12 protein-coding genes are annotated in these 9,443 nt (G+C 36.0%); all 12 read left to right on the top strand.

Annotated elements, in window-relative coordinates:
* Positions 1-915 (top strand): terminase TerL endonuclease subunit (locus ACIGHG_RS25370; protein WP_396551222.1); only part of this gene is annotated, 915 nt, incomplete at its 5' end.
* Positions 916-930: 15 nt separating this feature from the next.
* On the top strand, positions 931-2,136 hold the full coding sequence (locus ACIGHG_RS25365; protein ID WP_396551220.1) for a phage portal protein: 1,206 nt from the start codon (positions 931-933) through the stop codon (positions 2,134-2,136).
* Positions 2,105-2,674 (top strand): HK97 family phage prohead protease, encoded by a 570-nt coding sequence (locus tag ACIGHG_RS25360; RefSeq protein WP_396551218.1) that lies wholly within the window; start codon positions 2,105-2,107, stop codon positions 2,672-2,674. Before ACIGHG_RS25365 ends, ACIGHG_RS25360 begins: the two co-directional genes overlap by 32 nt.
* On the top strand, positions 2,674-4,044 hold the full coding sequence (locus ACIGHG_RS25355) for a phage major capsid protein (RefSeq protein WP_396551216.1): 1,371 nt from the start codon (positions 2,674-2,676) through the stop codon (positions 4,042-4,044). Before ACIGHG_RS25360 ends, ACIGHG_RS25355 begins: the two co-directional genes overlap by 1 nt.
* A gap of 3 nt (positions 4,045-4,047) precedes the next feature.
* Positions 4,048-4,308: a head-tail connector protein gene (locus tag ACIGHG_RS25350; RefSeq protein WP_396551215.1), complete on the top strand. Its 261-nt coding sequence runs from the start codon at positions 4,048-4,050 to the stop codon at positions 4,306-4,308.
* Positions 4,286-4,618, top strand: coding sequence for a hypothetical protein (locus tag ACIGHG_RS25345; protein WP_396551213.1), 333 nt, complete (start codon positions 4,286-4,288; stop codon positions 4,616-4,618). Before ACIGHG_RS25350 ends, ACIGHG_RS25345 begins: the two co-directional genes overlap by 23 nt.
* Positions 4,608-4,940, top strand: a complete 333-nt coding sequence (locus ACIGHG_RS25340; protein WP_396551211.1) for a hypothetical protein — start codon at positions 4,608-4,610, stop codon at positions 4,938-4,940. The genes ACIGHG_RS25345 and ACIGHG_RS25340 overlap by 11 nt, the downstream gene beginning before the upstream one ends.
* Positions 4,933-5,316 carry an HK97 gp10 family phage protein gene (locus ACIGHG_RS25335; protein ID WP_396551209.1) on the top strand — a complete coding sequence of 128 codons (384 nt, stop codon included), beginning with the start codon at positions 4,933-4,935 and terminating at the stop codon, positions 5,314-5,316. The genes ACIGHG_RS25340 and ACIGHG_RS25335 overlap by 8 nt, the downstream gene beginning before the upstream one ends.
* A 3-nt stretch (positions 5,317-5,319) precedes the next feature.
* Entirely contained in the window at positions 5,320-5,949 is a 630-nt protein-coding gene (locus tag ACIGHG_RS25330; RefSeq protein ID WP_396551208.1) for a major tail protein, read from the top strand.
* A gap of 11 nt (positions 5,950-5,960) precedes the next feature.
* Positions 5,961-6,347, top strand: coding sequence for a hypothetical protein (locus ACIGHG_RS25325; RefSeq protein ID WP_396551206.1), 387 nt, complete (start codon positions 5,961-5,963; stop codon positions 6,345-6,347).
* Positions 6,348-6,385: 38 nt separating this feature from the next.
* Positions 6,386-6,574, top strand: a complete 189-nt coding sequence (locus ACIGHG_RS25320) for a hypothetical protein (protein WP_272187215.1) — start codon at positions 6,386-6,388, stop codon at positions 6,572-6,574.
* Positions 6,575-6,591: 17 nt separating this feature from the next.
* The coding region (locus ACIGHG_RS25315) for a phage tail tape measure protein (protein WP_396551204.1) at positions 6,592-9,443 on the top strand (2,852 nt) is incomplete at its 3' end.

Genomic DNA, 9,443 nt, shown 5'->3' with positions numbered 1-9,443 from the left:
AATGATGATGATGATTCGTTATTCGTTGCGATTTGGGAACCTAATAAAAATTTTGATTGGGAAGACCGTAAAGTATGGGAAATGGTTAACCCGAACATTGGTGTTTCTGTCACAATGGAGCAACTTGAAACTGAATTTAAGAAAGCGAAACAGTCTGCACATTCAAAAGCCGAGTTCTTGTCAAAGCACTTAAATGTTTTCGTAAACGGTGCAGATAATTACTTCGAACAAGATCAAGTGCAACATGTTCTTGTGGATGATCTAGGTGATCTTACAGGTGAAGTTTGTTATCTTGGGCTGGATTTATCGAAAACAACGGATTTAACTTGTGTATCACTTAATTTCCCTAGTCAGGATGATGAAGGCACATCGATATTAAAAGTAAAACAGATGTACTTTATTCCAAATGACAATATTGAGTTTAGAGAAAAAGAAGATAACGTTCCGTACACTGATTTGGTAGAGCGTGGGTTTGTCACTTTTTGTGATGGAAAAATGATAGACCAGGATCAAGTCATGGAATATATCGTGGAATGTATGGATTTATACGATGTTCAGCAAATAAATTATGACCCAGCAATGTCACAAAAGCTGATTGAGAAGTTAGAAAATCTTGGACTTGAATGTATTGCAGTAAATCAGTATCCAAACGTTATGAATGCAATGATTGATGATTCGGAAATACTTATTTATGAAAAACGTTTAGTTACTGATAATCCATTGTTTATATATTGTGCTCTAAATGTTGTGGTAGTTACAAATATTAACGGAATGAAAGCCCCAAGTAAGCGACAGTCCAAAAAGAAGATTGATGGATTTGTTGCTTTTTTAGTTGCTCATAAAGAAACAATGATGGTTATGGATAGTATTACAGAAGAGGGCATGGATGACTTGATTAGTGAAATTTATAGATAGAAAGAAGGTGAGAATTTGGGTTTACGAGATCGGTTTTCTAATTTCGTGTATAAGCAGATGGAGAAGCGCGGTTGGTTTGCAGATATTTTTTCAAATACAATTCGGTATGGTGGTCGTTATGTCACGGACGATAACATTTTGGAGTCTTCTGATGTTTATGAATTGCTCCAGGACATTAGTAATCAAATGATGTTAGCTGAAATTATTGTAGAAGATAAAGAGGGCAAGGAAATTAAGAATGATTTGGCTCTTAACGTTTTGAAGAATCCTAACAACTACCTTACACAATCTGAATTTATTAAGTTAATGACAAACACTTATCTTTTACAAGGTGAGGTTTTTCCAGTCCTGGACAAAGATCAATTACATCTAGCATCTAACGTTTATACTGAATTGGATGATAGATTGATTGAACATTTTAAAGTTGGTGGCGAAGAAATACCGTCATTCATGATTCGTCATGTGAAAAACGTTGGTTCGGATCACTTACGTGGCGTTGGATTAATGCAGCTTGGTAAAGATACGCTTGAAGGTGTAATGTCAGCTGAAAAAGTTTTGACTGATAAATATAAAAAAGGCGGTTTACTAGCCTTTATGTTGAAAATGGATGCTCATATCAATCCTAAAAATGGCGCACAGTCTATGTTAATTAAAGCTATTTTAGATCAATTAGAATCGATTGATGAATCGCGGTCTGTAAAAATGATTCCCCTGGGTAAAGGTTATGAGATTGAAACGCTCAAAAGCCCTATAGAGGATGATAAGACACTAGCATACCTAAATGTATACAAGAAGGATTTGGGTAAGTTCCTGGGCATAAATGTGGACACATATACAAAGCTAATCCAGTCCGATTTAGAAAAAGCGATGATGTATCTACATAACAAAGCTGTACGTCCAATAATGAAAAATTTTGAAGACCATTTGAGTCTTCTTTTTTTCGGCCGAAATTCGGACAAACGTATCAAATTTAAGATTAACATTCTTGATTTTGTTACTTACAGTACAAAGACAAATATTGGTTACAACATTGTGCGTACAGGAATTACAAGTCCAGACAATGTTGCTGAAATGCTTGGGTTCCCTAAACAGAATACACCTGAATCACAAGCAATCTATATTTCTAATGATTTATCGAAAATTGGTGAGAAAAATGCTACAGACGATAGCTTGAAGGGAGGTGATGGAAATGCCAAACAAAAAGGAAATGAGGACATTTGAAATCACCGGTCTTCAAACGCGTGATGCAACTGATACAGAAAGTAATATGATTAGTGGTTACGCAGCTGTTTTTAATTCGCCAACAAGCATTGGCGACTGGTTCACAGAAACAATTGCACCAGGTGCATTTAGTCGTGCAATCTCTGAAAACAATGATATTCGTGCTCTGTTTAATCATGATTGGAACAATGTGTTAGGCAGAACTAAAAGTGGAACGTTGCGGTTATTTGAAGATGAACGCGGTTTGAAATTTGAAGTTGACTTGCCAAATACATCGGTTGCACGTGATTTAGTTGAATCTATGCGAAGAAAAGACATAAATCAGTGCTCATTTGGATTTCATGCAACTAAAGAAGAATGGGATTACAATGTTGAACCCGCATTAAGAACGATTCAGGAAGTTGAATTGTACGAGGTGTCAGTAGTAAGTATTCCAGCTTATGAGGATACCGAGGTATCACTACGAAGTAAAGAAATCGACAAAGAAGTAGAACAACGAATTAAAATTTTAAATCAAATAAAAGAGGTGCTTGGATAATGAATAAAAAATTATTATTAGCTTTACAACAACGCAATAATGCACGTTTAACAGAATTACGTGGACAATTAGAAAACAATGAAGTCCGCGCTGAAGATTTAGCAACTGTACAACAAGAAGTACAGGAACTCACTGACCAATTACAAGAAATTGCAGATACTTTAGCAAATATGAATGAAGGTGGAGACGGATCCGGAGAAGGTGATGGCAGTGGAGATTCATCTACTGGTGAAGGAGATACTGGCACAGGGAACGGAGAAGGTCGTTCTGGTGATGAAGGAGATGAGGGTGGCGAAGGTCGACGTTCATCAGGTCTTTCAGCCGAACAGCGTAATGCAGTAATGACACAAATTGCAACAGGTCTTTCAACTCGTAGTCATAAATCTACAAAAACAAAAGAAAAAGAAATTCGTTCAGCGTTTGCTAACTTTGTAGTGGGTAAAATTACTGAAGCTGAAGCTCGTTCACTTGGTATTGAAGCCGGAAATGGCTCGGTAACAATTCCAGAAGTCATTGCGAGTGAAATTATCACATATGCACAGGAAGAAAACTTATTACGTAAATATGGAACAGTTGTTAAAACTGCAGGTAATGTAAAATATCCTGTTTTAGTTAAAAAGGCGGATGCAAATGTACGTAAAAAAGAACGTGGGGCTAATGATGAAATCGTGGAAACAGGAATTGAATTTGATGAAATTCTGTTAAGTCCAGCAGAATTTGATGCACTTGCAACTGTAACGAAGAAATTATTAAAAATGACAGGTGCTCCAATTGAGCAAATTGTAATTGATGAACTGAAAAAAGCATATGTGCGTAAAGAAACAAACTATATGTTTAACGGTAATGATACTGGAAATGAAAATCCTGGCGCATTAGCTAAAAAAGCTGTGAAATATTATGAATCAGAGGTAATTGATATTAATGCAGCTGGTTACTCACAAAAGTTATACCAACAATTAGTTAAATTAAAAGGACAACCAGTTACAGAAGTATTGAAAAAATCTATGTGGATTGTAAACCGTGCAGCATTAACCGTATTAGAAGGTATGACTGATACAACAGGTAAACCATTACTCTATGAAGCACCAAATGGTGTTGGTTACAAATTACTTGGTCATAATTTAGATTTTACGGATGCAGCAAACGGTAATGATCCAACTAAACCAGTATTCTATTTTGGTGATATCAAGGCATTCCATATTCAAGATGTTATTGGAGCAATGGAATTACAAAAATTACTTGAGAAGTTCAGTGGTTTGAATAAAGTTGGTTTCCAAATCTACAACTTATTAGATGGTCAATTAATCTATTCACCATTTGAACCAGCCGTTTACCGCTATGAAATTGGTGAAAAGAAACCAGGTGCTTAATGTATGAATGATTTAATTGAGAAATTAAAGAGTCATATTCATTGGGAAGAGGGTATGGATGATTCCATGCTCTCTTTTTATTTAACAGCAGCACAAAAATATGTTCAGGGTGCGACTAGCTCACAGACCGAATACTTAGTGATTATGGTTGCTGGCATTATGTATGAATATCGTGTGGCGGAAAAAGAATTAGAACAGGCACTTGATGCGCTGACACCGTTCTTTATTCAGGAGGTGTACGATGCTGAAGAGACAGACGAATAATCTTAAGTGGGCAGCTGATTTATTAAAACTTGGTGAAACGATTGATCCAAATACAGACCGTGTTGTAATGGGTTATCCATTTGAAAGAAAAATACGTTACAACAATATTGGTGTTACTTCAATGGACAAGTTTACAACGAAAGATACGAATGAAATTGTAAAGAAAATTGAAGTTCGTATAGATCGAGCGATTGAAGAAAATCAAAAAGAGTATCGAATTAAAATTCTTGATAAGATTTACAACATTGAACGGATTTATGTCCGTGAGCATGATCGTGTGATGGAGGTGTCATTATCATATGCAAATTAATTTTCAACAGTTGCGGACAATCATGAAAGAATCTGGTTTGCAAGTTTACCGTGATGAAGCACCTACCACAGCAAAATATCCTTACATTGTGTATGAATTTGTGAATGAACAGCATAAGAGAGCTTCTAATAAGGTTTTAAATGATATGCCACTCTATCAAATTGCGGTTATTACAGATGGAACTGAGGAAGATTACGAGCCATTAAAGGCTGTTTTTAATGATGCTGGCGTTTCTTATGCTCAGTTTGATGGAATGCCTTACGATGAGAATGACGACACCATAACACAATTTATAACGTATGTGAGGTGTATTAATGGCTAGTAATAATAATGGTTTTGCTGAAGCTTTAGAAGATATTAATACATTGCTTAGAGTTAATAAGCAAGTGGAAATGAATGTATTAGAAGAGGCAGCTAAATTTTTTGCAAATGAATTAAAAAAGCATATTAAGCTTTCGAATAAAAATAAACAAACACATTTGAAAAATAGTTTAAAAGTCGTTGTGAAAAATGATCATGTTTCTGTGGAATTTGAGGACAAGGCTTGGTATTGGTATTTAGCTGAACATGGTCACAAAAAGGCGAATGGTAGAGGACGCGTTAAAGGTTTGCACTTTGTACAAAACACTTTTGATGGTGAAGGCGACAAAATAGCCGATATCATGGCTGAAAGAATAATAGATAAAATGGAGGGTTAAAAAATGCCAAAACAACAGAAGGAAATTCAATATACAGTTGGTATTGAAGATTTATACATTTGTTTTATGAATGGTGATGACACAGTAGATGCGCTTCCGAAGTATGAAGATGATGTGTATGCACAAACAAACATTACCGAGTTAGGGATTTCATCAACAAAAAACAATTTTACCAAGTGGGCATCTAACAAAAAAATTATCAATGTAACAAAGAATACAGCTTTTGGACTAGCATTTAAACTTGCTGGCTTGAACCGCGAGGTTAAAGATAAAATGTTTAACAAAAAGCGTACAAAAGGTGTTTCATTTGAAAATGCAAAACCAACATCATATCCAGTATTTGCAGTTGGTGTGATTTTCCCGCTTAATGATGGAACAAAACTTGCGCGTTGGTATCCAAAATGTACTGTTGAACCAATTGAAGAATCTTTGAAAACACAAAACGAAGAAATGACAGTGGATGACATTGAATACAAAATTACAGCTGATCCATTGTTATTCAATGATAATACGATGGCTGAATTAGATACAGGAGCAGCAAACGCTGCAGGTGTAACAGTGGAAGATTTTATAAAACAAGTTATTTGTGATGAATCTCAGTTAGCAGCATTAGGCGGAACGACAGGTAAATAAGGAGTGATAACATGGCACGATTAAGTGATTTAGTTAACGTTAATATAAATGTAAATACAATTAAGATACAAGGTGTTAAAATCCCTGTTATTTTTACGTTCGAATCATTCCCTTATGTGGAAGAAGCATATGGGAAGTCATATCATGAGTTTGAAAAAGAAATGAATGAAACGTTGGAAAAAGGTAGTTTCTCCTTGGGTGAAAAAGAAGCTAAATTGATGCGTTCTTTAATTTATGCAATGGTGCGAAGTGGAGGTACTGAATGTACACCTACTGAAGTTAAAAATGCGATACCACTTTATGATCTACCTGATATCTTCCAAGTAGTGTTCCAAATTTTTAACGGGCAAAACTTCCAACATTCTGATATGGAGAAGTTGAAGCAGGAAAAAAAGTAAAAAATATACTGACTAAAAATGAAGAGTCTCAGTCCGAATTGGACTGGGATTTTTATTTTTATGTTGGTAATACGTTACTTGGTTTAAGCATGGACGATTTTTGGAAAATCACACCTAATCATTTTTTGAAACAGTACATTATGCATCTTAAATACAATAATCCAGATGCATTGAATGAGGACAAACCAAAGCAAATCCATACGCTAGATCAGACACCATTCTATTAAAAAAGTGAGGTGAGAAAATGGCAGATAAGCAAAGGAATGTTGTTCTTAATTTCAAAATGGATGGTCAAGTACAATACGCTCAGACGTTGAAAGAAATCAACATGGTTATGAATAACGCGGCAAAAGAATATAAAAATCATATTGCCGCAATGGGTCAAGATGCAACAGCAACAGATAAACTTATTGTTGAAAAGAAAAAACTTGAAATACAAATGGAAGCCGCTAAAAAGAGAACGGAAATGTTAAGATCCGAATATCAAGCGATGTCTAGAGATACAAATACAACAGCTGAGCAGCTTAATAAAATGTATGGGAAATTGCTTGATGCGGAACGTGCTGAAACTTCTCTTAATAATGCAATGAAAAGAGTTAATGAAGGTCTTTCAGATCAAGCGATTGAAGCTAGGGAAGCACGTGGGAATTTGCTTGATTTACAAGAGAATTCTAAGAAGTTAGAGGCTGAACAAAAGAATTTAGCAAGTTCTTTTAGACTCCAAAATGCTGAATTAGGTGCAAATGCTAGTGAATCGCAAAAGCTAGAATTAGCGCAAATGCAATTACGTCAGCAAATGGAACTAACTGATAGAGTCGTTAATAACTTGGAACAACAACTAAGTGCGGCTAAGCGTGTGTATGGTGAGAACTCTGTGGAAGTTCAACAGCTTGAAACGAAGTTAAATCAAGCAAAAACGACACTAAGACAATTTGAAAATTCACTTGAGAGTGTTGGTAGGGGTGGACAACAAGCATCTGACGGTATGGAACAGCTTAATAAGAAAATGGATTTAAACAATCTTATGGAAGCTAGTGAAGTACTACAAGGTATGTCTGAAAAGCTTATTGAATTCGGTAAGTCTACTATGGAAACGGCGATGGATTTTGATAGTTCTCAACGGAAAATCCAATCAAGTTTGGGTTTAACAGAAAAAGGTGCTGAAAATCTTCAAAAGATAGCCGTAGACACTTGGAAAAAGGGGTTTGGGGAAAACCTTGAGGAAGTAGACCAGGCACTTATAAAAGTCTATCAAAATATGCGTGATGTTCCACATGAAGAATTGCAAATGGCATCAGAGGATGTATTAACATTAGCGAAGGTATACGATGTCGATGTAAGTGAAGCAACCCGTGGTGCTGGTCAATTAATGTCTCAATTTGGTCTATCTACACAAGAAACATTTGATTTATTAGCAGCAGGCGCACAAGAGGGGCTAAATTATTCGGATGAACTATTTGATAACTTGAGCGAATACGCACCGTTATTCAAGCAAGCGGGGTTTTCGGCGGAAGAAATGTTTACAATACTTGCAAACGGAACTCGTGATGGAGCTTACAATTTAGATTATATTAACGATACTGTAGCTGAATTTGGAAAGAAAGTGCAAGACGGATCAAAAGGTACAGCAGAAGCGTTTGCCGGGCTTTCCGAAGAAACACAAGCAGTTTGGCAATCTTTTAATGATGGTAAAGCAACCGCCGCTGATGTGTTCAAAGCTGTAATAAGCGATTTAGGAAGCATGGATGACAAGGTAAAGCAAAATCAAATTGGGGTTGGCTTGTTTGCTACTCGATGGGAAGACATGGGAGCAAAAGCCGTTTTAGGTCTAACTGATGTTAACGGCGGTCTTGGTGATACAAAGGGACGTATGGAAGAAATGAAAAAACTTCAAGAAGAATCACTCGGACAACAGTTCCAAAGTGCTCTAAGAGAAACTAAAGCTGCCCTCGAACCACTCGGAAAGAAACTTGCTGAATTAGCAAAAGATGTGTTACCTCCGTTAGTTAATGGAATTAAATCCGTGATGGACTGGTTTAGTAAATTATCTGATGCAGATCAAACGCTCCTTATAGTTATTGGTGCATTGAGTACTGCATTTATTATTTTAACTCCAATTGTAGCAGCTCTAGCTGTTTCTTTTGGTGCGTTAAATCTTGCCTTTTTACCAGTTGTAGCTACTATTTTGGCAGTTTCACTAGCAATCACAGGAATAATAATGTTGATAAAAAACTGGGGCGCGATAACCGATTGGCTTTCTGAAAAATGGTCTCAATTTTCATCTTGGTTTGGTGAATTGTGGGGGAATTTAGTTCAAGCTTGCAGTGATGGTTGGTCTGCAACAGTTGAGTATTTTTCAAATGCCTGGTCTTCATTTTTAGAAATGTGTCATTCATTTTTTGATCCAATAGGTCAATTTTTCAGTGATTTGTGGTCTGGAATTGTTGAAACAGCGTCCTCTTGGTGGTCGAATCTTGTCGAAACAGCATCGCAATTGTGGGGAACACTGACACAAGTCTGGTCTGATACTTGGAATACGATTCTAACAGTCTTAGATCCTATTATTTCTTTGATTTCAACTGTTCTACAGGCAGGCTGGTTACTTATTCAAGCTGGTACGCAAATTGCATGGGCTTTAATAAGTAAATATATTATTGATCCGATTGTGGAAGCCTACAACTGGTGTAAAGAAAAAATCGGTGATCTAGTAAACTGGTTAAATGAAAAATGGGAATTTGCAAAGTCTATTACACTGGCAGCTTGGAATTTATTTAAGCAGTATATTATACAACCAGTTCTAGAAGCGTATAACTGGTGTAAAGAAAAATTTAACGATTTAGTAAATTGGCTTAGTCAAAAATATGAATCTATAAAATCAGCAACGTTGTCAGCTTGGAATTCCGTGAAGCAAAATATTATTGACCCGATTTCATCAGCGTATAATTCAGTCGTTGAAAAATTTTCATCCATGTATAACACTGCAGTGGACAAGTTCAATTCAATTAAAAATGCAGCTAGTGAAAAATTTAATGCAGCCAAAGAAGCAATTGTAAGTCCTATTCGTGAGGCAGTAGATACAGTAAAAGGTTGGGTAGA

Origin of the sequence: Bacillus sp. NPDC077411, from assembly GCF_044543425.1 — a bacterium.
Lineage (GTDB): Bacteria > Bacillota > Bacilli > Bacillales > Bacillaceae_G > Bacillus_A > Bacillus_A bruguierae.
This window is presented reverse-complemented; position numbering and strand designations above follow the sequence as displayed.